The sequence below is a fragment of the Herbaspirillum sp. meg3 genome, assembly GCF_002257565.1.
In the GTDB taxonomy this organism is placed as follows: domain Bacteria; phylum Pseudomonadota; class Gammaproteobacteria; order Burkholderiales; family Burkholderiaceae_D; genus Herbaspirillum.
In genome coordinates this window covers 2,327,583-2,349,231 of record NZ_CP022736.1, presented here as the reverse complement: position 1 = coordinate 2,349,231, position 21,649 = coordinate 2,327,583, and the positions used below count along the sequence as shown (strand labels likewise).

Below are 21,649 nucleotides of genomic sequence, written 5' to 3'. Positions count from 1 at the left end.
GTGCACCCCCACCTTCTTTTCATGAATTCTCCAGCCTCCACGCCAGACACCAGCACCGACGATGCCGCAGCATTGCTTCCCTTCGGCAATGCATTTGCAGAACTGCCGCCGGCGTTCTACACGCACTTGCAGCCGACGCCTCTGCGTGCGCCCTATCTGGTTGGCATCAGCACTGATGCGGCAGCGTTGATCGGACTCGATCCTGCGATGGCGAACAGCAGCAGCTTCGTCGACGTCTTTACCGGCAACACCATTGCACGCGACTCCAAGCCGCTGGCGGCAGTGTATTCCGGCCATCAGTTTGGTGTCTGGGCAGGTCAGCTTGGCGACGGCCGCGCGATTCTGCTCGGCGATCTGCCGGCGCGTGGCGGTGGCCGGATGGAATTGCAACTCAAAGGCGCCGGTCAGACGCCTTATTCGCGCATGGGCGATGGCCGCGCCGTGTTGCGCTCATCGATCAGGGAATTTCTGTGTTCCGAAGCAATGGCCGGCTTGGGTATTCCAACCACACGCGCACTAGCCGTGACCGGGTCGGATCAGCAAGTCCGCCGCGAAACCATGGAAACCACTGCGGTCGTGACCCGCATGTCGCCCAGCTTCATCCGCTTCGGTTCCTTTGAGCATTGGTATTACAACAAACGCCACGACGAACTGAAACTGCTGGCGGACAACGTCATTGCCAATTTTTACCCTGAATTTCTCGGCACCGAAAATCCTTATCGCGAACTGCTGGCGGAAGTGACGCGCCGCACCGCTCACCTGATGGCGCACTGGCAAGCGGTTGGTTTCATGCACGGCGTGATGAATACCGACAACATGTCCATCCTCGGGCTGACGCTGGACTACGGTCCGTTCGGATTCATGGAAGCCTTCGACGCGCGCCACATCTGCAACCATACCGACCAGCAAGGCCGCTATGCGTACCAGATGCAGCCTCGCATCGGTCAGTGGAATTGCTTTGCACTGGGACAGGCGTTGTTGCCGCTGATCGGCAGCGTGGAAGATACCGAAGCCGCGTTGTCGCAATACGAAGCGCAATTCGCCGCCAGAAACGACGCCTTGCTGCACAGCAAACTGGGGCTGACAACACATCAGCCGGACGACGATAAACTGTTCGAATCCATGTTTGCCATCCTGCAAGCCGGCCATGTCGATTTCACGCTGTTCTTCCGCCGTCTCAGCGACCTGCAAGCCGGCGGTAACGCCGGCGATGAACCATTGCGCGATCTGTTTATCGAACGGCCTGCTTTCGACGCCTGGGCCGAACAATACCGCGCCCGCCTGCAGCAGGAAAACAGCCAGGATGCACCGAGGAAACTTGCAATGGACGCAAGCAACCCCAAATACGTGCTACGGAATTACCTGGCACAAGTCGCTATCGACAAGGCGCAGAACAAGGACTTCTCTGAAGTCGCCAAGCTGCAAGAAATCTTGCGCAGGCCTTTTGACGAGCAGCCGGAGCACGACAAATACGCCGACCTGCCGCCTGACTGGGCCAGCCATCTTGAGGTGAGCTGCTCCTCATAAGCGCAAAACGTAAGATCGGGCGCCTCTGAACGACTAATCTATGCCGCCGGTCAGTATCAAACAATTTTTTACATTCTATTTTCCACTCTTACCACGGAGCATCAGCATGACTGCCAAAGTCCAAAAAACCGACGCCGAATGGCGTGCCCAACTGGATGCGATGGAATATCAGGTGACCCGCCACGCGGCTACTGAGCGGGCCTTTACGGGTAAATTCTGGGATCATCATGAAGCGGGCATCTACACCTGCGTATGCTGCAACACCCCCCTGTTTGCATCGGACACGAAATTTGACTCCGGCTGCGGCTGGCCCAGCTATTTCAAAGCGCTTGATCCGGCGAATGTCCGCGAGATCGTGGACAAAAGTTATGGCATGATTCGTACCGAAATCGTCTGCAACGTCTGTGATGCGCATCTGGGACACGTGTTCCCTGATGGTCCGCCGCCGACGGGCTTGCGATACTGCATCAATTCCGCCTCGCTGCGGTTTGATCCGGCGACCTGATAACCTGATTTTCTGCGCGATGTTGTCCGAACAATAGTTGTCCGAGCAATGTCCGCAATCTTTTGAAAAGACTTAACCGATGAAGTTTTTGTTCGACCTCTTTCCTGTTCTACTCTTTTTTGGTGTTTTCAAATGGGGTGAAGGTCATACCGATGCCGCTCAGGGTCTGGTGTCGCAGTATCTGTCGGGCTTCATGTCCGGCGGTGCCGTGACACCGACGCTGGCACCTATCCTGCTTGCAACGGCCGTCGCCATCGTCGCCTCGCTCGCACAGATCGGCTATCTGCTGGCGCGCCGCAAGAAAGTCGACGGCATGCTGTGGGTGTCTTTGGCCATCATCGTCGTCTTCGGTGGCGCGACGATCTATTTCCGCGACGATACCTTCATCAAGTGGAAGCCGACCATTCTGTACTGGTGCTTCGCCGCCGCCTTGATCATCAGTCAAGTTTTTGTAAAGAAAAACCTGGTGCGCGTGATGATGGAAAAACAAGTTTCTCTGCCTGAACCGATCTGGGGCAAGCTGAATCTGGCGTGGTCGATTTTCTTCGTGGTGATGGGCTTGCTTAATCTCTATGTGGCTTTCAATTACGCCATCGATACCTGGGTCAATTTCAAGATGTTCGGCACCATGGGCCTGATGTTTGCCTTTATCATCGCGCAGAGCCTGTTCCTGTCGAAATACATGAAAGACGCGGAATGAGCGAGCCTCGAATGAACGAACGTCAGGACGTCATCCGAGAACGCCTGCTTGCAACTTTCTCTCCCAGCGAGTGTCTGGTTGAAGACGAGTCAGCCTTGCACGCAGGCCATGCGGGCGCGGCGTCAGGCGGCGGACACTACCGGGTGCGCCTGATTTCCAGCGTTTTTGAGGGCAAAAATCGATTAATTCGCCATCGGCTGGTGTATGATTGTCTGGCTGATATGATGCACAAGGATATACACGCATTGGCGATCATCGCCATCGCGCCATCTGAAATAGCGAACTAACAAGACTATCCCCCCTCTATATCTCTCATTTCTGTTTATTTTCCCGATTTATTACCTCCATTTTTAGGATTCAATAATGACATTCAAACCTGCTCGTTTGCTGGTACTGCTGTTTGCAACTGCTGCTTTGCCAGTCATGGCGCAAAATCTGGCCGTGGTTAACGGCAAGTCGATTCCGTCCTCGCGTGCCGATGCAATGGTCAAGCAAATGACAGCACAAGGTCAGCCTGACAGCCCGCAACTGCGCGGCGCCGTCAAGGAAGAGCTGATCAATCGTGAAATCCTGATGCAAGAGGCCGACAAGCAAGGTCTGAGCAACAACCCTGACGTCAAGAACCAACTGGAACTGGCGCGTCAAGGCATCGTCATCCGCGCACTGATCGGCGATTACCTGAAGAAGCATCCGGTTGCGGACGCCGACATCAAGGCTGAATACGACAAATTCAAGGCACAAGCGGGCGACAAGGAATACCACGCTCGCCACATCCTGGTCGACAAGGAAGAAGATGCAAAGGCGATCATCGCCAAGCTGAAGGCCGGCACCAAGTTTGAAGACCTGGCAAAGCAATCGAAGGATACCGGCTCCGCAGCCAACGGCGGCGATCTGGACTGGGCAACACCAGCTTCGTTTGTGAAGCCATTCTCCGACGCCATGGTTGCGTTGAAGAAGGGTGAAATCACTGAAACACCAGTGAAGACCCAATTCGGCTACCACGTGATCAAGCTGGAAGACACACGCCCAGCCAAGGTCCCGACTCTGGAAGAAGTGAAGCCGCAAATCGCTGAAGCGCTGCAACAGAAGAAGCTGCAAGCGTATCAGGAAGAACTGCGCAAGAAAGCCAAGGTTCAGTAATTCAGCAAGCTGGAAGTACGGCCCAAGCTACTCGGCGGGATGCGATTTTAGCGTCCTATCCGCAAAGAAAACGCCCATCACCGACATCGGTTTTGGGCGTTTTTTTAATTTAAACGATTGTTTTTTTGTTTTGTACAAAAATAGACAATCGATGCGTAAAAATATAAAAAAAATATGCCGGCATGCGCGAAACACGCATCCAGGTCAACATTAACGACGAAATAATTTACGAATTTACCGAAAAACTACAAATAGCACGTCCGTCATTTAATTCCTTTTTCACCCGAAAAATCTCCTGATATTCTCTCGCCTACCCGATAGGGGTAACGCCGCATTCAAGCGAAAAATACAAAAGCACATGCGGTGATGAAGGTGTAAAAACAGGCGCTACACAATAGCGATCATGTCTTTGCACGGACCATAAAAAACAGCAAGTTTCAGGAGAAATGCATGAAAAAAACTTCTTTGGCACTCGTCATCGCCGGCCTCGCCAGCAGCAGCGCCTTTGCTCAATCCAACGTCACCATCTACGGTATCGTCGACACCAGCATCCACTATCTCAGCAACGCCAATGCCCAAGGCAACAGCAACGTCCGCGTGGATAACGGCGCCATTGCCAACAGCCGTATCGGCTTCAAGGGCACCGAAGATCTGGGCGGCGGTCTGAAAGCCATGTTCCAACTGGAAAACGGCTTCAGCAGCGATAACGGCGCAATGTTGCAAGGCGGCGCACTGTTCGGCCGCCAATCGTGGGTTGGCCTGCAAGGCGGTTTCGGCAAGATTCGCGTGGGTAAGCAAGACACGCCGCTGTTCGACCTGCTGGCAGACCACTTCGACCCACTGACCGTCGGCAACTATGCGAGCAACTCCTGGCTGCCGGCTGCCGGCACCTTGATTCGTACTCCCAACATGGTTCGCTATGACAACGACTTCGGTCCTGTGTCGGCTGCGGTTAGCTGGGCCTTTGGTGAGCAAGCCGGTTCGGTGCGCACGGGCAGCCAGTTCAGCAGCTCCCTGCGCTATACCGCAGGCGCCTTCGCGATCGGCGGCGGCTACCAGCAAACTGTGAGCGCCACCAACTCCAGCTACAAGGATACCGTCTGGAACCTGTCGGCTTCCTATGACTTCGGCCCGGCCAAAGTATTCGGCGGCTGGTTCAACATCAAGGACAGAACTGGCACGACCGGCGCCTATATGGCCGCCGACAGCGATACCACTGGCTGGACCACTGCAAGCACCGTCACAGCAACTGCTGGCAACCAGCGTAAGGACAACGGCTTCTTCCTGGGCTCCAGCTACAAGGCTACCAACGCCCTGACCCTGACCGGCGCGTTCTACTACGACAAGAGCAAGAACGTGTCTTACACCACGTTGGGCAATGTCGGCGATGGCAAGCGTTACGCCGTGGTCGGCTGGGCGGACTATGCACTGTCCAAACGTACCCAGTTGTACACTACGATCGACTACAACAAGGCCAGAGACGCCGCCGTGTATGAGCTGACCAACTCTGCATCGGGCAAAAACAGCCAGACCACCCTCGGCGTCGGCATTCGCCACATTTTCTAAGCTTGTTTTTCGGCTGAAAAACACCGCACAGGTGAAACGTGCGGCTGGAAAATTTAAAAACGCAGACTCCTTCGGGATCTGCGTTTTTTCTTTTAGTCGTTCGAATGCCTGCAGAATAATCTCGATATTTTTCAATTTCATATCGACAATCCTTCGCATTACTTTCTGATTTGCTTCCTTTTGTAACGTAAGAGAACCCCATCGTATTCTCTTGAGTCACACCACTTCTTCATGACTTTCGCTATGCATTAATGAATCCCAATAACTGGTCGCCAATCGAACTGTTCAACATCGGCGCATGTGCGTGCCTGTTGCTGTTTTCCATCGCCTTCTCCACCTGGCGAGCTTTTCGCAGTAAAACCAAAGGCTGGCTCTGGCGCATATATTCAGCCCTGATCTGGGTCGGACTGGTGATCATGCTATACAGCGATAAATTTGCCGGCGCGTCTTCGCACCGTATGCCGATGGAATTTGTCGCAGGCACTTGGCTTTTGTTGGCGGGCGTCATTGCCACGATGATGCACGGCCTGTGGCTCCTCCGACGGCACACTCGCCCACGACCGCACATGCCTGTCAGTTGATACAGGATGATATGGGCGGACAATCCTGCAAAGAATCCCGACAGTAACGCTGAATCACGCCCAATAAAAAAGCACTCCGAAGAGTGCTTTTTTGCGCCACGATACAAGAGACACGAAAGTCAGGCTTACCCCACCCACTTGCGCGCATTGCGGAACATGCGCATCCAAGGCGAATCCTCACCCCAAGCGTCCGGATGCCACGATTGCGTCACCGTGCGGAACACGCGCTCGGCATGCGGCATCAGCACGTTGAAACGGCCATCCGGCGTCGTCACCGACGTGATACCTTGCGGCGAACCGTTCGGATTGTACGGATAGGATTCTGTAACCGCGCCCTTGTTGTCGATGAAACGCATTGCCACCAAGGCTTTGTTGACGTCGCCGGTCAACGAGAAGTCTGCGAAGCCTTCACCGTGTGCGACAGCGATCGGTGTTTGTGTTCCGGCCATGCCTTGCAAGAAGATCGACGGCGAATCCTGCACTTCGACCATAGCGAAGCGCGCTTCGAATTGCTCCGACTTGTTGCGTGTGAATTTCGGCCAGGCTTCTGCACCCGGAATGATGGACTTCAGGTTGCTCATCATCTGGCAGCCGTTGCAGATACCCAGCGAGAACGTGTCCTGACGCTGGAAGAACTGCGAGAACTGCTCAGCCAGCTGCGCATTGAACAAAATCGTCTTGGCCCAGCCTTCACCGGCACCCAGTACGTCGCCGTAGGAGAAACCGCCGACGGCGATCAGGCCGGTGAAATCACCCAGCTTGGCGCGGCCGGCAATCAGATCACTCATGTGTACGTCGACCGACTCGAAGCCTGACTTGTGCATGACATAAGCTGTTTCGATATGCGAATTGACGCCCTGCTCACGCAGGATTGCCACACGCGGACGTGCACCGGTGCTGATGAACGGCGCAGCGATATCTTCTTGCGGATCGAAGGTCAGCTTCGGCGTCATGCCGGGATCGGCGACATCCAGCAGGCGCTCGTATTCCGCATCGGCGCAGGCAGGATTGTCGCGCAGACGCGCGATGCGCCAGCTGGTCTCGCTCCACAGGCGATGCAACTCGCTGCGAGGCTGGCTGTAGATATTCTTGGCGTCGCGCATGAATTCGATCACGTCGCGATTGTTCGGCTTGCCGATGATGTGACTGCACGCACCCAGATTGTAGGTACGCAGTACGTTCATGACTTCCGACTTTTGATCGGCACGCACCTGGATCACCGCACCCAGCTCTTCGTTAAACAGCGCGCGCAACGTCATCTCGTTGCGGCGCTCGCCGACTTGCGACGCCCAGTTCTTGGAATCACCCCAGTCGGAAGCATGCTCGCCTTCCATCGTCAGGATGTCGAGGTTGATCGACAAGCCGCTGCGGCCGGCAAAGGCCATTTCCGTCAACGTGGCGAACAAGCCACCGTCCGAACGGTCATGGTAAGCCAGCAGTTGGCCTTCCTTGTTCAGTTGCTGGATCGCCGCGAAGAAGCCCTTGAGGTCTTCGGCGCTATCAACGTCCGGCGTTTCATTGCCGATTTGCTGCATGACTTGCGTCAGTGCGGACGCACCCATGCGATTCTTGCCGCGACCGAGGTCGATGGCGATCAGCACGGTATCACCCAGATCCTTGCGGATTTGTGGAGTCAATGTGCGGCGTACGTCCTGTACCGGTGCGAACGAAGACACGATCAGCGACACCGGCGATGTGACCGCTTTGGCTGCGCCCTCGTCTTTCCACGTTGTGCGCATCGACAGCGAGTCCTTGCCGACCGGGATGGAAACACCTAATGCCGGGCACAGCTCCATGCCGATGGCCTTGACGGTGTCGAACAGCGCTGCATCCTGGCCGGGTTGGCCACAGGCCGCCATCCAGTTGGCCGACAGCTTGATGTCGGAGATTTTTTCAATCGCGGCAGCGGCGATGTTGGTAATCGCTTCGCCGACCGCCATGCGGCCAGAGGCAGCGGCGTCGATCACTGCCAGCGGCGTACGCTCACCCATCGCCATCGCCTCGCCCAGATACCCTTCCAGGCTCATGGCGGTGACGGCGCAGTCGGCGACAGGCACCTGCCACGGACCAACCATCTGGTCACGCACGGTCATCGCGCCGACGCTGCGGTCACCGATGGTGATGAGGAAAGACTTGTCGGCGACAGTAGGCAGACGCAGCACGCGGTGCGACACCTCGACCAGATCCATGCCGGTCAGGTCCACTGGCGGCAATTCGACGGCAACGTGCTTGACGTCGCGATGCATCTTTGGCGGCTTGCCCAGCAAGACGTCCATCGGCATATCGACAGGATTGTTGTTTTGCTCAGGATCGACCAGCTTCAGCTGGCGCTCTTCTGTTGCGGTGCCGACTACGGCGAACAGGCAGCGTTCGCGTTCGCACAGGTAGCGGAACAGCGGCAGTTGCTCCGGCGCGATCGCCAGGACATAGCGTTCTTGTGATTCGTTGCTCCAGATTTCCTTGGGCGCCAGACCGCTTTCTTCCAGCGGAATTTTGCGCAGGTCGAAAATCGCGCCACGCTTGGCGTCGTTGGTAATTTCCGGGAAAGCGTTCGACAGACCGCCGGCGCCGACGTCATGGATCGACAAAATCGGATTGTCGTCACCCATGGTCCAGCAGGCGTTGATGACTTCCTGTGCGCGACGTTCCATTTCAGGATTGCCGCGTTGCACGGAGTCGAAGTCCAGATCGGCGGTATTAGCGCCGGTCGCCATCGACGAAGCGGCACTGCCGCCCATGCCGATGCGCATGCCCGGGCCGCCCAGTTGAATCAACAGGCTGCCGACCGGCAGGTCGTTTTTCTTGGTGTGCTTGGCATTGATGTTGCCGATACCGCCGGCGATCATGATGGGCTTGTGATAGCCCTGCACGTTGCCGCCGACGTTTTGTTCGTAGGTGCGGAAATAACCGCCCAGATTGGGACGGCCGAATTCGTTGTTGAACGCGGCGCCGCCGAGCGGGCCGTCGATCATGATTTGCAACGGAGAGGCGATGCGATCAGGTTTGCCATAGATGCCGGCTTGCGCCAGTGCATCGCGCTGCGCCGGCGCTTGCGCGACGTCGCGGGCGTTTTCCCATGGTTGCACAGCGTGCGTGACCATCAGGTTGGAGACGGTAAAGCCGGTCAGGCCAGCCTTCGGCTTGGCGCCGCGGCCGGTTGCGCCTTCATCGCGAATCTCACCACCGGCGCCAGTCGAAGCGCCTGGGAATGGCGAAATCGCAGTCGGGTGATTGTGCGTCTCGACCTTCATCAGGATGTGGGTCAATTCGTCCGAAGCTTCGTAGACGTTGCCCTTGGCGGCACCGCGCTGATAGAAGCGCGAAATATTGGCGCCTTCGATGACGGAGGAGTTATCACTGTAAGCGACTACGGTGCCTTCAGGATGCAGCTCGTGCGTATTGCGGATCATGCCGAACAGCGACTTGGTTTGCTTCTCGCCGTCAATGGTCCAGTCAGCATTGAAAATCTTGTGACGGCAGTGCTCGCTGTTGGCCTGCGCGAACATCATCAGTTCGACGTCGGTAGGATTGCGCTGCGCGCGGGTGAAGGCGTCGACCAGATAGTCGATTTCATCATCCGACAAGGCCAGACCAAGTTCGGTGTTGGCGTTTTCCAGTGCTGCTTTGCCGCCAGTCAGCAGGTCAATGAATTCCAGTGGTTTGGCTTGCAACTCGCTGAACAGCCCTGCCGCTTCCTGAGGGGTACGTAGAACCATGTCCGTCATGCGATCATGCAACAGTGCAGCAACCGCCATCAGGCTGGCTTCGTTCAGCTTCTTTGCGCCGCCCAGCAAACCGGTTTTGACTTGCACGTGATACACGATGCCACGTTCAATGCGATGGATATGCGTCATGCCGCAGTTATGGGCAATATCGGTGGCCTTGCTGGCCCATGGCGAGATCGTGCCAAAACGAGGAATCACGACGAACTCATCGCCCTCAGCCGCGCTGGAGAACGGTTCGCCGTAAGTCAGCAAGCCGTCGAGGCGCGCCTTGTCATCCTGCGACACCTCACCGACGGCGTCGATGAAATGGATGTAGCGCCCGGTCACGCCGGTAATCGCGGCATCGACAGATTGCAGTTGGGACAAGAGACGTTGAGTGCGGAAGGCGGAAAGGGCATTGGAGCCCGGCAGAATCAGCATGGCAGAAAGTCAGGATTTGGCTGTGGAATCGGGTTCGTATTTGAATGTATGAGCATCCCGCCACGCAGCGTTTGCGGCGGGAAATACGAAAAGCAGCATTATACCTTGCCCACCCTGATCCAGCCCATGAAAACCGCCACTCCGGCTGGAAAGCCCACCGGAATGGCAGCATCATGGCATCAAAAACTTAAAAGTCCTTCAACACGATCTTGCCGATGACCCGCCCGCCTTCCAGATCGGCATGCGCCTGGCGCAGGTTAGCCGCGTTGATCGGCGACAACACCTTGCTGACCGTGGTCTTGATCACGCCCTGGTCGATCAGATGGGCAATTTCGTTGAGCAGCTTGCCCTGTTCCGCCATGTCGGTAGTCTGGAACATCGAACGGGTGAACATGAATTCCCACACAAAACCGGCACTCTTGGCTTTCAGCAGGGAAACATCGAGCGGACCGCTGTTTTCCACAATGGTGGCAATCGTGCCTTGCGGCGCAACGATCTGCGCTGCCGCCGGGAAATGCTTGTCGGTGTCGTTGAGGATCAGTACGTGCTCCACATTCTCGATGCCCAGTGTTTTCAACTGCGCCGGCATGTCGCCGAAGTGGTTGATGACATGCTGGGCCCCCAGCTCGCGGACCCATTTTTCCGATTCCGGACGCGAAGCAGTGGCGATCACATTCAAGCCGACCACTTTGGCCGCCAATTGGATAGCGATCGAACCCACACCACCGGCACCGCCGATGATCAGAATGCTGGACGCCTTTCCGGCAGCGGCTTTGCGCGGCACCCGCAGGCGTTCGAACAAGGCTTCCCACGCGGTAATCGCGGTCAGCGGCAAGGCCGCAGCCTCTTCCATCGCCAGCGATGCCGGCGCATGGCCGACGATGCGCTCGTCGATCAGCTGAAATTCGCTGTTGCTGCCCGGACGTGTGATATCCCCTGCATAGAACACTTTGTCACCGACCTTAAAGCCGGTGACGCCTGAGCCAACCGCCTCCACAATGCCGGCGGCATCCCAGCCGAGCACGCGCGGCGTATCTTCGACCTTATCTTTGGGTGCACGCACCTTGGTGTCGACGGGGTTCACGGCGATAGCCTTGACGGCCACCAGCAAGTCGCGACCTTGTGGCGTTGGACGCGGCAATTCCACGTCCAACAGGGATTCCGGGTTATCGATGGGCAGGTAGCGCTTTACGGCAACAGCTTTCATGGTCTTTCTCCTTATGTGCATTGATTCAGTTCCGGCACCCGGAATATCCGGGAGATGAGCCATTATCACAGCCACGCAAAAACAGATAAATAGACTTAAAATTGAATTACTTACAAATTAAATTTGAAAATAAGCTTTCCATATCCATCATGTATGCCATCACTGATTTGCAATTGCTGATCCACACCGCCGATACCGGCAGCCTGTCTCAGGCGGCGCGCATTCTGGGCATCCTTCCAGCGACGGCAAGCGCCAGCCTGAAACGCGTTGAGCAACGGCTCAACACCCGGCTGTTCGCGCGTTCCACACGCAGCATGCGGCTCACGCCTGAGGGAGAGATTTTTCTGGAATATTGCCGTGACGCGCTGGCGCTGCTGCAGGAGGGGGAATCACTGCTCAGCAGCAGCAAAGACGCCATACAGGGGCATATCCGCTTGTCGATGCCGTCAGACATCGGGCGCAATGTACTGCTTCCCTGGCTTAACGACTTTCAGACGCTGCATCCCGACGTCAAGTTCACGATGCAGTTTTCGGATCGCATGGCGGACTTGTTCCGCGACGCAGTGGATGTCGCGATCCGTTCGGGCAAACTCAGTGATTCAACACTGGTATCGCAGCAACTTGCCATTGGCCGGCGCGTCCTTGTGGCCTCTCCCCCCTACCTTGAACGACATGGCACGCCAGCCACGCCGGACGATTTGTTCGATCACAATTGCCTGCTGTTTTATCTGAAGCAAGGCCTGTTCAATCAATGGCATTTTCAGAATGGCAAACAGCGCATCGATATCAAGGTTCAGGGCGATCGCATGACCGACGACGCCTCCATCGCACGCCAATGGGCCGTGGCCGGAGCCGGGATTGCTTACAAATCATGGATTGATGTACGCGAGGATGTGCGCGCAGGGCGGCTGGTGACTGTACTGGATGACTATTGCCGTGAAGAGATTCCGCTCAATGCTGTCTATCCGCATCGCAATAGCGCATCGCCGACGGTGCGTGCCTTGCTGGTTTTTCTGCGCACTCGCTTTGACGCGCTGGAACATGAAAAACCAATTTTGCAAAAAGAGAAGCTGCAATAAGATCGGCCCGGATCAACTGGTGGTCGATCCGGGCCGATGGGGTTGCAATGTGAAGACTTACTTCACAACAAGACTGTTCTTGACACCCTTGACGCCTTCTACCTTGCGTGTCACTTCAGCAGCCCTTAACGAGACTGCGCTGGAATTGACAAAGCCGCTCAATTGCACGATGCCCTTGTAGGTTTCCACACTGATTTGCAGCGTCTTCAGATTCGGCTCTTCGAAAATCGCTGCCTTCACTTTGGTTGTGATCACGGAATCATCAATGATCTGCCCGGTGCTGGCCTGCTGAGGAGTCGATGTGCAACCGGCCAGTGCCAGCATGAACAGCGCGAAGAAAAATGCAGCAAAACGTTTGGAGATTGTCATAAGTTCACCTTTATAAGAATTGATGTAGAACGCCGGTTCCGCCGAGGAGCGAACGGAAACAAAAAGCTCGGTTATTGCGACACACCGCACTGTAGCCAATTACCCCCCGGAATAACAAGCCTTCTTCAGAGGAATTTGTGATTTTCAAGTTCCTGCCTCCACGCAGAATTTCCCCCAGAATTGAAAACAATCAAAAACAAATGCGGCGAAATTCGTTTTTTACTTCGACAATGCGCGACAGACGCTGCCACATTGTCACGCCCCGATCACAAAAAAACCGCCGAGCGCGCTGCGGGTATGCCGATTTGGTATCATTCAGGCCGCATTACCGAGGCAAACAGCCAGACATAACGCTGGCAGACATCCACAGTGCCGCCAATACGGGTCTGCATGGGGAAGCAACCTTTTCGGTTTCATAGAATTAGTGACGATAAATAGTGACGCAAAATAAAACACTGAAACAGATTGCCATTGTCGGCGGTGGCCTGTCGGGAGTAAGCACTGCTTATTTCCTGGCGTGCGCCGGCTTCGAAGTCGCCGTGCTGGAGCGGCGCGCCAATGTCGCCGAAGAGGCGACTTTTGGCAATTCCGGCCTGTTGGCGCCGTGCGTGGCGCAGCCGCTGGTATTGCCGGGAATCACGAGAACTGCGTTCTCCAACCTGTTCAAAAACGATCCCCCGATTCTGGTCAAATCCGGATTTAATCCTGCACGCTGGCGCTGGGTGCGCAAGTCGCGCCGCGACTATCAGGACTACTTCTCGCTCAACAAACAACGTCTGACGCGTCTGTCTGCGTATGGTCAGATGCTGACCCAGCATCTTCAGGATCAATACGCGCTCGATCAGGAAAACAGTCAGGGCTTGCTGCATCTGTTTCGCCAGCAAGCCGATGCGGATCGTTGCGCCAGTGTCCAGGACAGCCTCAAACAATTCGAATTGCCGCGGCATAGCATCAAAGGACTGGAAGCCATCCAGCAAGTGGAACCGGCATTCCAGTCGGCGACACCGGTCGCCGGTGCGATGTATTACCCAAAAGACGGCGCCGGCAACTGCGTCCTGTTCGTCAAGCAATTGCGTGCCATCGCCCAGTCGCTCGGCGTGCAGTTTCACTTTTCGCAATCCGTCAAGGCGATCCGTCCTGAATTCGGTGGACGTGTCTCGATTGATGTCGCCGGCGACGATGTTGCCGACAGCACACTGAAGGTCGATGGCGTCGTTCTGGCCGCAGGCATGCAAAACATGCAATTGCTCAAACCGTTGGGCATGTCGCTGCCGCTGTGCCCGATTCAAAGCTACAACGCCATGGCCGCCGTCAAGAATCTCGATGAAGCCCCCAATACTGCGCTGTTCGACGAAACCTACAAGGTCGCCATTGCGCGCGTGGGCAACCGCATCCGCGTATCGGGCCTCCTCGGCTTCTTGCCGAAGACCGACCAGCCGCACGTCAAAGCCATCAGCAGCTTGCTCAAGGTCGCCAACGATTACTATCCGAACGCCGCCAACTTCAATACCGCCAGTTTCTGGAGCAGCACCTTTGCCTTGCAACCCAATGGCATGCCGCTGACGGGCTCCACCACGCACGGCAATATCTTCGTCAACACCGGACACGGCGCACACGGTTGGGCAGCAGCGGTCGGTTCGGCCAAACTGCTGGCCGACGCCATGGCAGGACGTGAAACGGAAATCGACAGCGACGGCCTGCTGCTGTCGGCCTTGGCCTCTTGATTTTCAATAGAGACGCTGCCTGATCGGCAGATGGGCAGACGGCTTCAGTTTTACACTGGCAGCCGTCTCTTTTCATGTCTGCGGATTTTTTTCAATTGACTTAAAATGGATGCGTCAGCACCATCCTTTCATTCCCTTCGTTCCATTCTTTTGACCTTACCGGGCCGCATTGACCATGAGTGCGCTATATTCGATTGCTGAAATCCGCCAGATCGAAAATGCCGCCAAGGCAAAGCTGCCCTCTTACACCCTGATGCAACGTGCGGGCGAAGCCTGCGCCCGCCTTGCGCTGAGTCTGGTGGCCAACGAAGACGAAATACACGTCCTGATCCTGGCCGGTCCCGGCAATAACGGCGGCGACGCGCTTGAAGCCGCGCATTACCTCTCCCAATTCGATCTGCATGTCGCCGTCGCCTTGCACGCTGATGAAGCCAAACAGCCTGACGATGCGCGCCACGCGCTGCAACGAGCACGTGAATCTGAAGTAGAGTTTCTCGACGTTGCCGATCCCGGTCATCTGGCCTCTCAGCGCTGGACGCTGGTTGTTGATGGCTTGTTCGGCATCGGCCAGACACGCCCTATCGCCGGCAAATTGCGAGCTTGCGTCGAGTACGTCAATACGTTGCGCTGCCCGGTGTTGTCCATCGATATCGCCAGTGGCATGAACGCCGATACGGGTAGCGTGATCGGCGGCACCGGTTGCGTTGCCGTGCGCGCCACGCATACGTTGAGCTTTATCGGTGACAAGCCCGGCATGCACACCTGCGATGGCGAGGATTTCAGCGGCGATATCCTGCTGGAGTCCCTCGACATCGAAGAGAGCTGTTTTGTCACGCCCCACGCCCGCCTCAACGCGCTGTCGCTGTTCAGCTCCGCATTGAAGCCAAGAGCCGGCAATACCCACAAAGGCAGCTATGGCGACGTCATCGTGGTCGGCGGTGCCCACGGCATGGGCGGCGCGCCTGTGCTGGCGGCACGTATGGCGGCCCACGCAGGCAGCGGCCGCGTGTTCATCGCTTTTGTCGACGATGCCCCGGCATACGATAGCGTGCATCCCGAACTGATGATGCGCCAGGCGGATCGCGTCGAATTCAGCACCGCCACGATTGTGGTCGGCCCCGGCCTCGGCACCTCGCGCCACGCGCATGATGTGTTATCACGCGCCTTGGATGCGCAAGGCCGTATCGTGATTGATGCCGACGCGCTGAATATGATCGCGGCCGAACCAGGCTTGCAACACAAGCTGCAAGACCGTGCCCAGCACACCAGCATCATTACGCCGCATCCATTGGAAGCCGCCCGGCTGCTCGATGCCACCACCGCCGAGATTCAGCATGACCGGCCACAGGCTGCGCGCCTGCTGGCGCGTCATTTCAAAAGTATCGCCATCCTGAAGGGTGCGGGCACCGTCATCGCTTTTCCGGATGGAGAGATCGTCATCAACACTACCGGTAATCCGGCGCTTTCCACTGCCGGCACCGGTGACGTCCTGTCAGGCTTGTGCGGTGCGTTGCTCGCACAAGGCTGGCCTGCCACGCAAGCAGCGCTGGCAGCAGTCTGGATGCACGGCAAGGCCGCCGATCAACTGGTCGACCTCGGCGTCGGCCCGGTCGGTCTGACCGCCAGCGAAGTCATTCCTGCCATCCGCACTCTTCTCAATCAAATTATCCGAGACCATGCCCGCTAACATCGCCACACATCCGCAACTCTGGCTGGGCATTTTCTTTCTGATTTCTGGTTTGTGGACACTATCCTTGCTGGACACTGCAGGCAAGCTGCTCGGCATGGTCGGCTACCACGTGGTGATGATTGCCTGGATGCGTTACACCATCAATACGATTTTTATGGCGGCCACGCTGATGCCGCTCTACAAACGTCGTCACGGCCGCAGCATCTTGCATTCGAATAATCCACGCTTGCAGTTCATCCGCGCCGTGGCGCTGCTGCTGTCGACGCTGATGTTTTTCTCGGTATTGAAGATTGTCCCGCTGGCTGAAGGGACGGCGATGAATTTCTGCGCGCCCTTGATCGTGCTGGCCGTATCACCGTGGCTGCTTGGAGAAACCACCTACATCTCGCGCTGGATCGCCGTGGCGGTCGGATTTGCCGGCATGCTGATCGTGATCCGCCCTGGTGGCGATATCCCTGCACATGGCGTGGTGCTGGGCTTGTTATCGGCCGCGACCTACGCCGCCGTGTCTATCCTCAATCGCAAGGCCAACCGTGCGGATGATCCGATGGTGACGTTGTTCTATGGCGGATTGATAGGCATGGTGCTGAGCACGCTGATGGTGCCGTTCTTCTGGTCGCCGCATACGCCTGACGCGACCGAGTGGCTGATTCTTGCGTCCACCGGCATCACCAGCACCATCGGTCATTTGTTCATGAATACCGCCTACAAGCATGCCGAAGCTTCCGTGCTGACGCCCTTCGCCTATACGCAGATCATCTCGGCGACCACCATGGGCTGGCTGGTGTTCGGCCAGTTTCCGGATGCCGTCACCATTCTTGGGGTAGCGATCATCTGCGCCAGCGGCATGGGTATTGCCTGGGTCGAACACCGTCGCGCACATCCTCTGCGCAAGGCGATACAGACGCCCGCCTGACATACCCTCAAACGAACCTAAACGAGACGCCCCGCAGCGATCGTGATCGTACGGGCGCAACGTGCCGCGATGGATGGATCATGCGTGACCAGCACGAGCGTGGAGCCGTGCTCCTGATTCAATTCAAACATCAACTGAATCACCGCCTCGCCGGTCGTCGCATCGAGGCTGCCGGTGGGTTCATCTGCCAGCAACAACGGCGGCTGGGTGACGAAAGCCCGCGCCAACGCCACGCGTTGCTGTTCGCCGCCGGACAGATATTTGGGATAGTGCCTGAGGCGACTGGCCAGGCCGACGCGTGCCAGCATGCTTTCGGCCTTGACGCGGGCTTGGGCGTCACCGCGCAATTCGAGCGGCAGCATGACGTTCTCTACCGCATTCAGATGCCCCAGCAATTGGAAGGACTGGAAGACAAAGCCCAGCTTGTGCTTGCGTAGCGCTGCACGGCCGTCTTCGTCGAGGGCGAAGATGTCAACACCGTCGATCTTGACGGTACCGTCCGATGGCGTGTCCAGTCCTGCCAGCAAACCGAGCAAAGTCGACTTGCCGGAACCGGAGGCACCGACAATGGCCAGCGTCGTTCCCGCCCGCACGTTAAAATTGACGTCACGCAAAATCGCCAGCTCACCGGCCTTGCTGACGGCAGTGGCCTGAGCGGCTGCATCGGCAACGCGTTTGGATAGTTGGACAACTTCGATGGCGGTGGTGGTGGTAACACCAGCAGCGCCGGTAGCAAAAAATTCAGAGGAATCAGGCATGCAATACGATGGCGTCAAGTGGATGGGTCAGTGGCTGAAGAAGTACATCGGCAACCGCAATATGGCGAATACGGCAATGCAAAGCAAGTCATGGCGCCGTGTACTCGTCGCATTGCTGGCGATGCCCTTGATGATGCTGGCGGCGAGCGCCTATTCTGCACCAAAAACCCTGCTTGTGCTCGGCGACAGCCTGTCGGCGGAATACGGCCTCACACGCGGAAGCGGCTGGGTGGCCCTGCTGGATCAACGCCTGCAACAGGAAAAGATCGGCGCCTCCATCATCAACGCCAGCATCAGCGGTGAAACCACCATCGGCGGCAAAAACCGCCTGCCCGCTCTGCTGAGCAAACACACACCCGACATCGTGATCGTCGAACTCGGCGCCAACGATGCGCTGCGTGGCTTGCAGCTGAGTGCAACGCAAAGCAATCTGCAGGCGATCATCGATATGTCGCGTCAAGCCAAGGCCAAGGTATTGGTGGTCGGGATGCAGATTCCGCCGAATTATGGCGCCGACTATGCGGGCAAGTTCGCCCAATTGTTCCCTGCTGCGGCCAAGCAAAACAAGACCGCGCTCGTACCGTTCTTCATGAAAGACATCGCCGACAAACCGGCGCTGTTTCAGGCCGACCGCATGCATCCGAACGAACAGGCCCAATCCACGCTGCTGGACAATGTCTGGCCCCATCTCAAGCCGCTGCTGAAATAGCGATCTCAGGCGTGCAGATACAGGAAGCGGCGCAAGATTGCCGCTGACTGCGGCGTGTCGCTGACCTGCCCGGCCATGACATCGGTGTCGATGCCGCACTTGCTGTAGATCTCGCGATACCAAGCCAGATGCGCCTTGACGAAATCACTGCTGAATTCCGGATGGAATTGCGCTGAAAAGATATTCGGCGCCAGACGCAGCATATGATGCGGATCCATCGGTGAACTTGCAAGAATCGTCGCGCCTGGAGGCGGCTCCAGCACCACCTGAGAATGCAGCATGTGCGCGGGAAAACTGTCCGGTGCCTCATGCAGCAAATGCTCGTCTGCAGCGACCGGATGTTTTTTGACGGTCATGGTGCCGGCGACACGGCCGGCCGGGTTGTAGCCCACCTTGCCGCCAAAGGCGTGCGACAGCAGTTGATGCCCGTAGCACACGCCGAACATCGGCAACTGCCTTTGTGCGGCACGGCGCAGCCACTCTGCAGTGCGCTCGCTCCACTCCACCAGATCCGTCACCATGGTCGGCGACCCGGTGATCAATACCGCACGATATTGGTCCGGCTCACGCAGGTACTGTCCCTGGAACACCGACACAATCTCGGTTTCATGATCCGCCAAGCCGGCAGCCTGCTGCAATTGCTTGGCATAGCTGCCGTAGGAATGTTTGAGATCGTCGTTGGGGTCACCCGTGTGGATGATCAGGACTGGGGCTGAATTGGATGGCGAGGCGGAGGTTGAGGCTGTAGCTGAGGCAGACATTGGCGCAGGCTTCAAAGACGAGGATGAGAATCCATTGTACGTTCCAGAACATGCCGCAGTGCATAAAAAAAGGCCGCATAAGCGGCCTTTTTTTATCTTATGCACATCAGACGTCGCATCCGATGCGTATTACCTACCGATTCCACACACTTACTACTTGTCAATTTGTCCATTTTTCAAAAATCTGGCAAATGATTTACATCATTTACATCAATTACTTTACTTGGCCGCATCAACCGGCTTGTTGGCCGATGCACCGGAAGTAATCGCCTCGCCACCCTTCAGGATCTTGGTCTTCGCCTTTTCCTTGATGAAGTTGATGTACGACAGCATTTCCTGTTCGGCCAACACATTGGCAATCTGCTCCTGCTCGGTCTTGCGACGGGCAGTATCAGGCGTTGCCGGCTGCGCCACCTTGGTCACGCGGAACACGCTGTAACCCTGGCCCGGCAACTCGACACCGGTGTAAGCAGGCAACTTGGCGGTGTCGGCCTTCATGACTGCCAGGAAAGCCTCCTGATTCCAGCCTTGCGTCTTCACGCGGGAAGCCACCTTGACGTCGCCGAAACCGGCGGCATCGTCCTTGGTCTTCAGTTCCGCCAGCTTGGCCTCGCCTGCCTTTTTGGCCAGCGCCATGGCTTCGTCTTGCGTCACCAGCTCACGCACCATGCTCTTGACGTCGTCAAACGGACGCTTGGTAACCGGCTTGTATTCCACGATGTGACCTGCGATCAAGGTGGTCGGTGCGATTTGTACCGCCTCTGTATTGTGCTTGCCCTTGATGGTGTCGTCGGTGAACAGCGCCTTGAGGAACTTGGCATTGTTGTACGGCGTATTCGGCGCCAGCGTGGGATTCGGCAAACGGGTCACGCCGGCAACCGTTTCGATCTTCAGCTTGAGCTTGTCGGCGACCGGCTTCAGGCTGTCGCCCTGTTCATAGACGGTATTGTTGAAGATGTCGGCCAGTTCGGCATATTTCTTCGCGGCCAGTTGCTTTTTGATTTCGCCGGCGATTTCGCCTTTGACTTCATCCAGCGGCTTGACGCTACCGGCCTTGATGCCGGTCAACTGAATGATGTGATAGCCGAAGTCAGACTCAACCGGGTCGCTGATCTCGCCTTGCTTAAGCTTGTACGCAGCATCTTCGAACGACTTGAGCATCGCACCCTTGCCGAAGAAACCGAGGTCGCCACCCTGATCCTTGGAGCCTGGATCCTGGGAATTGGCCTTGGCCAGCTTGGCGAAATCGCCCGGATTCTTGCGCAGTTGTGCAACCAGCTCATCGGCCTTAGCCTTGATGGCAGCCTTGTCGGCGGCAGAAGCGCTCTTCTTGACTTCGAGCAGGATATGGCTGGCGCGGCGTTGCTCGTCCGTCGAATACTGCTTGAGATTCTGATCGTAGTACGACTTGATGTCGGCATCGGACACGCTGACTTGCGCGGCCACAGCAGCGCTGTCAAGGATCACGTATTCGATCTTCGCTTGTTCAGGCACTTCGAACTTGCTGCCGTTCTTGTCGTAGTAGGCCTTGATCATGTCATCGGTGACCTTGACCTGGCTGATGTACGACGCCGCCTTGAAGCTCAGTTCCTGTACCGAACGCTCCTGGTCGTTCAAGTCCGACAGGCGGGCCGAAACTGCCTTCGGCGCGAACGCGGTGCCTTGGACGGCAAAGTTGAGCTGCTGCAATGCCAAAGCACGGCGTTGGCTGGCTTCATAACCCTTCGGCGTGAGGCCTTGGGCCGCCAGCAACATGGCGTACTGTTCCTTGTCAAAGCTTCCGTCTGCCTTGAGCAAACCAGGAATCTGCATGATGTTCTGCTGCAAGGCCTGGTCGGTCACGGTCAGCTTGTCGCTGACGACTTCCGCTGCCAATGCTCGCTGGGCGATCAGGCTTTCCAGTACGTCGCGGCGCGCTTCAGGCGTATCGAACACCTTGGCGTCGATCTGGCCGCCGGACATCTGGCGCAAACGCTCCAGTTGCTGGCGCTGCGCGGCGTCCCATTCTTCCTTGGTGATAGTCTGCCCGGCCACCTTGGCCACGGCGTTGTCGCCATCGGACAAACGGCTGTAGCCTTCCAGGCCGAAGAATGCGAAAGACGGGAAAATAAACAGCAGCAGCAGGAATTGCATCAAGCGCTGATGGTTACGGATAAATTCAAACATTGGTCAGCCGATCACGAAATCACAAACAAATGACATCAAATAAGAAAAAAGGCGAACTCACGTTCGCCTTATAGCAATGCTACCGCTGGCGGAGCAAACTATGGTC

The 21,649-nt window shown here is 56.9% G+C and carries 18 protein-coding genes; 12 read left to right on the top strand and 6 right to left on the bottom strand.

Translation table 11 applies throughout. The features are described 5' to 3' along the window. Window positions 1-21 precede the first annotated feature (21 nt). The 7 genes from hmeg3_RS10665 (at window position 22) to hmeg3_RS10635 (ending at window position 6,019) form a co-directional block, all read left to right on the top strand. On the top strand, window positions 22-1,527 hold the full coding sequence (locus hmeg3_RS10665; protein ID WP_094563698.1) for a YdiU family protein: 1,506 nt from the start codon (window positions 22-24) through the stop codon (window positions 1,525-1,527). 106 nt (window positions 1,528-1,633) lie between these two features. Beyond that, window positions 1,634-2,032 (top strand): peptide-methionine (R)-S-oxide reductase MsrB, encoded by a 399-nt coding sequence (gene msrB / locus hmeg3_RS10660; protein ID WP_094566255.1) that lies wholly within the window; start codon window positions 1,634-1,636, stop codon window positions 2,030-2,032. Between the two features lie 79 nt (window positions 2,033-2,111). Beyond that, on the top strand, window positions 2,112-2,732 hold the full coding sequence (locus hmeg3_RS10655) for a septation protein A (RefSeq protein ID WP_094563697.1): 621 nt from the start codon (window positions 2,112-2,114) through the stop codon (window positions 2,730-2,732). Window positions 2,733-2,743: 11 nt separating this feature from the next. Beyond that, window positions 2,744-3,019 (top strand): BolA family transcriptional regulator, encoded by a 276-nt coding sequence (locus tag hmeg3_RS10650; RefSeq protein WP_094566254.1) that lies wholly within the window; start codon window positions 2,744-2,746, stop codon window positions 3,017-3,019. Window positions 3,020-3,095: 76 nt separating this feature from the next. Next, complete coding sequence (locus hmeg3_RS10645) at window positions 3,096-3,872, top strand: peptidylprolyl isomerase (protein WP_094563696.1); 777 nt, start codon at window positions 3,096-3,098, stop codon at window positions 3,870-3,872. 450 nt (window positions 3,873-4,322) lie between these two features. Further along, a complete protein-coding gene (locus tag hmeg3_RS10640; RefSeq protein WP_094563695.1) occupies window positions 4,323-5,438 on the top strand; it encodes a porin in 1,116 nt (371 codons plus the stop codon). Window positions 5,439-5,689: 251 nt separating this feature from the next. After that, the gene (locus hmeg3_RS10635) at window positions 5,690-6,019 is read left to right on the top strand and encodes a hypothetical protein (RefSeq protein WP_094563694.1); all 330 of its coding nucleotides are present in this window, start codon (window positions 5,690-5,692) and stop codon (window positions 6,017-6,019) included. Window positions 6,020-6,144: 125 nt separating this feature from the next. Here the strand turns inward: hmeg3_RS10635 and purL are convergent, their stop codons facing one another. Both purL and hmeg3_RS10625 read right to left on the bottom strand, forming a co-directional pair. Beyond that, entirely contained in the window at window positions 6,145-10,164 is a 4,020-nt protein-coding gene (purL, locus tag hmeg3_RS10630; RefSeq protein ID WP_094563693.1) for a phosphoribosylformylglycinamidine synthase, read from the bottom strand. A gap of 187 nt (window positions 10,165-10,351) precedes the next feature. After that, entirely contained in the window at window positions 10,352-11,371 is a 1,020-nt protein-coding gene (locus tag hmeg3_RS10625; protein WP_094563692.1) for a zinc-binding alcohol dehydrogenase family protein, read from the bottom strand. Window positions 11,372-11,520: 149 nt separating this feature from the next. On the opposite strand from hmeg3_RS10625, the gene hmeg3_RS10620 reads away from it, so the two are divergent. Next, window positions 11,521-12,450, top strand: a complete 930-nt coding sequence (locus hmeg3_RS10620; RefSeq protein ID WP_094563691.1) for a LysR family transcriptional regulator — start codon at window positions 11,521-11,523, stop codon at window positions 12,448-12,450. A gap of 57 nt (window positions 12,451-12,507) precedes the next feature. Here the strand turns inward: hmeg3_RS10620 and hmeg3_RS10615 are convergent, their stop codons facing one another. Beyond that, a complete protein-coding gene (locus hmeg3_RS10615) occupies window positions 12,508-12,819 on the bottom strand; it encodes a BON domain-containing protein (protein WP_094563690.1) in 312 nt (103 codons plus the stop codon). Window positions 12,820-13,256: 437 nt separating this feature from the next. Here hmeg3_RS10615 and hmeg3_RS10610 point away from each other — a divergent pair, with 437 nt between their 5' ends. The 3 genes from hmeg3_RS10610 (at window position 13,257) to hmeg3_RS10600 (ending at window position 17,149) form a co-directional block, all read left to right on the top strand. Continuing rightward, the gene (locus tag hmeg3_RS10610; RefSeq protein WP_232511950.1) at window positions 13,257-14,543 is read left to right on the top strand and encodes an FAD-dependent oxidoreductase; all 1,287 of its coding nucleotides are present in this window, start codon (window positions 13,257-13,259) and stop codon (window positions 14,541-14,543) included. A 175-nt stretch (window positions 14,544-14,718) separates the two neighbouring features. Then, window positions 14,719-16,230, top strand: a complete 1,512-nt coding sequence (locus tag hmeg3_RS10605; protein ID WP_094563689.1) for an NAD(P)H-hydrate dehydratase — start codon at window positions 14,719-14,721, stop codon at window positions 16,228-16,230. After that, window positions 16,220-17,149, top strand: a complete 930-nt coding sequence (locus hmeg3_RS10600) for a DMT family transporter (RefSeq protein WP_094563688.1) — start codon at window positions 16,220-16,222, stop codon at window positions 17,147-17,149. Before hmeg3_RS10605 ends, hmeg3_RS10600 begins: the two co-directional genes overlap by 11 nt. 17 nt (window positions 17,150-17,166) lie before the next feature. Here hmeg3_RS10600 and hmeg3_RS10595 read toward each other — a convergent pair whose 3' ends face one another. Then, window positions 17,167-17,907 carry an ABC transporter ATP-binding protein gene (locus hmeg3_RS10595; protein ID WP_094563687.1) on the bottom strand — a complete coding sequence of 247 codons (741 nt, stop codon included), beginning with the start codon at window positions 17,905-17,907 and terminating at the stop codon, window positions 17,167-17,169. A gap of 76 nt (window positions 17,908-17,983) precedes the next feature. Here hmeg3_RS10595 and hmeg3_RS10590 point away from each other — a divergent pair, with 76 nt between their 5' ends. Continuing rightward, window positions 17,984-18,616: an arylesterase gene (locus hmeg3_RS10590; protein WP_094566252.1), complete on the top strand. Its 633-nt coding sequence runs from the start codon at window positions 17,984-17,986 to the stop codon at window positions 18,614-18,616. 5 nt (window positions 18,617-18,621) lie between these two features. Here hmeg3_RS10590 and hmeg3_RS10585 read toward each other — a convergent pair whose 3' ends face one another. Both hmeg3_RS10585 and hmeg3_RS10580 read right to left on the bottom strand, forming a co-directional pair. Then, complete coding sequence (locus hmeg3_RS10585) at window positions 18,622-19,377, bottom strand: glutamine amidotransferase (protein ID WP_094563686.1); 756 nt, start codon at window positions 19,375-19,377, stop codon at window positions 18,622-18,624. A 219-nt stretch (window positions 19,378-19,596) separates the two neighbouring features. Beyond that, the gene (locus hmeg3_RS10580; protein ID WP_094563685.1) at window positions 19,597-21,543 is read right to left on the bottom strand and encodes a SurA N-terminal domain-containing protein; all 1,947 of its coding nucleotides are present in this window, start codon (window positions 21,541-21,543) and stop codon (window positions 19,597-19,599) included. Window positions 21,544-21,649 lie beyond the last annotated feature (106 nt).

Coding starts and splice junctions, on each gene's coding strand:
- hmeg3_RS10665 (WP_094563698.1), top strand. CDS start 22: ATGAATTCTCCAGCCTCCACGCCAGACACCAGCACCGACGATGCCGCA.
- msrB (WP_094566255.1), top strand. CDS start 1,634: ATGACTGCCAAAGTCCAAAAAACCGACGCCGAATGGCGTGCCCAACTG.
- hmeg3_RS10655 (WP_094563697.1), top strand. CDS start 2,112: ATGAAGTTTTTGTTCGACCTCTTTCCTGTTCTACTCTTTTTTGGTGTT.
- hmeg3_RS10650 (WP_094566254.1), top strand. CDS start 2,744: ATGAACGAACGTCAGGACGTCATCCGAGAACGCCTGCTTGCAACTTTC.
- hmeg3_RS10645 (WP_094563696.1), top strand. CDS start 3,096: ATGACATTCAAACCTGCTCGTTTGCTGGTACTGCTGTTTGCAACTGCT.
- hmeg3_RS10640 (WP_094563695.1), top strand. CDS start 4,323: ATGAAAAAAACTTCTTTGGCACTCGTCATCGCCGGCCTCGCCAGCAGC.
- hmeg3_RS10635 (WP_094563694.1), top strand. CDS start 5,690: ATGAATCCCAATAACTGGTCGCCAATCGAACTGTTCAACATCGGCGCA.
- purL (WP_094563693.1), bottom strand. CDS start 10,164: ATGCTGATTCTGCCGGGCTCCAATGCCCTTTCCGCCTTCCGCACTCAA.
- hmeg3_RS10625 (WP_094563692.1), bottom strand. CDS start 11,371: ATGAAAGCTGTTGCCGTAAAGCGCTACCTGCCCATCGATAACCCGGAA.
- hmeg3_RS10620 (WP_094563691.1), top strand. CDS start 11,521: ATGTATGCCATCACTGATTTGCAATTGCTGATCCACACCGCCGATACC.
- hmeg3_RS10615 (WP_094563690.1), bottom strand. CDS start 12,819: ATGACAATCTCCAAACGTTTTGCTGCATTTTTCTTCGCGCTGTTCATG.
- hmeg3_RS10605 (WP_094563689.1), top strand. CDS start 14,719: ATGAGTGCGCTATATTCGATTGCTGAAATCCGCCAGATCGAAAATGCC.
- hmeg3_RS10600 (WP_094563688.1), top strand. CDS start 16,220: ATGCCCGCTAACATCGCCACACATCCGCAACTCTGGCTGGGCATTTTC.
- hmeg3_RS10595 (WP_094563687.1), bottom strand. CDS start 17,907: ATGCCTGATTCCTCTGAATTTTTTGCTACCGGCGCTGCTGGTGTTACC.
- hmeg3_RS10590 (WP_094566252.1), top strand. CDS start 17,984: ATGCAAAGCAAGTCATGGCGCCGTGTACTCGTCGCATTGCTGGCGATG.
- hmeg3_RS10585 (WP_094563686.1), bottom strand. CDS start 19,377: ATGTCTGCCTCAGCTACAGCCTCAACCTCCGCCTCGCCATCCAATTCA.
- hmeg3_RS10580 (WP_094563685.1), bottom strand. CDS start 21,543: ATGTTTGAATTTATCCGTAACCATCAGCGCTTGATGCAATTCCTGCTG.